Origin of the sequence: Streptomyces reniochalinae, from assembly GCF_003323735.1 — a bacterium.
Lineage (GTDB): Bacteria > Actinomycetota > Actinomycetes > Streptomycetales > Streptomycetaceae > Streptomyces > Streptomyces reniochalinae.
The window spans coordinates 1-777 of the sequence record NZ_QOIM01000011.1; the positions used below are offsets into that span (position 1 = coordinate 1).

A 777-nucleotide genomic window follows, 5' to 3' on the forward strand; every position below is an offset into this window, starting at 1 on the left:
CCCCGGCTTGCCCGGGTCTGGTCGGGGTTCAGGCGTGGGAGCTGATGAGGCCGCCGGGGGTGAGGACGAGGGATACGCCGTTGGCGTCGAGGCCGGCGTCGTGGCCGTCGGCGTCCATCGTGCCCATGACGCCGTCGTCGCCGATGATCTGGGCGCGGTAGTGGTCCTCGTCCTGCTTGGTGATTTTGGCCTTCCAGCCGCCTTCGAGGTCGAAGGTGCCGGGCCCCTGCTGGCCGGCGTCCATCCACGAGGAAATGTGCCCACCCGCGGTGAGGGTGACGAACATGCCGTTGCCGTCCATCCCGGCGTCGCGCCCGTCGGCGTCCAGTGTGGCGACCACGGCACCGTCACTGACGATCTGGGCACGGTAGTGCTGGGCACCGACCTTGGAGATCTTGGCCTTGCTCCCGTCGACCAGAGTCTGCGTGCGAGCCGCAGAAGCGCTCTTGGACGTGAGGGAGGCACTGTCGTGCTGCGCCTGGGACTGCGCGCTGGTGCCGGCCTTGTGGGGGCCGGACGCGTCGTTGTCACCGCTTTGGCAGGCGGTCACCGAGAACGCCGCGGCGGCGGCCACCGCCACCAGGGTGGCGGAACGGACGGTGCGGCGGGTGCGGTGGGTCGTCATGGCGGAAAGTCCCCCAAAGTCTCAAAGGGTGCGGCGCCGGCTGTCGTGACCTGCGCCGCCCGAATCTGCTGTTGGCTACACAAGGTGAGATGGCCTTGAGGGGGAAGTTGTTCACCGACTTGTGTCCGCACTTGGTAACAGCGAGGCGGCCG

1 protein-coding gene is annotated in these 777 nt (G+C 68.7%); it reads right to left on the reverse strand.

What is annotated here, in order from left to right; genetic code table 11:
• Positions 1-28: 28 nt before the first annotated feature.
• The gene (locus tag DQ392_RS00055) at positions 29-625 is read right to left on the reverse strand and encodes a hypothetical protein (RefSeq protein ID WP_114013354.1); all 597 of its coding nucleotides are present in this window, start codon (positions 623-625) and stop codon (positions 29-31) included.
• Positions 626-777 lie beyond the last annotated feature (152 nt).

Excerpts from the sequence above, each read along its gene's own strand:
- DQ392_RS00055 (WP_114013354.1), bottom strand. The coding sequence starts at position 625 with ATGACGACCCACCGCACCCGCCGCACCGTCCGTTCCGCCACCCTGGTG.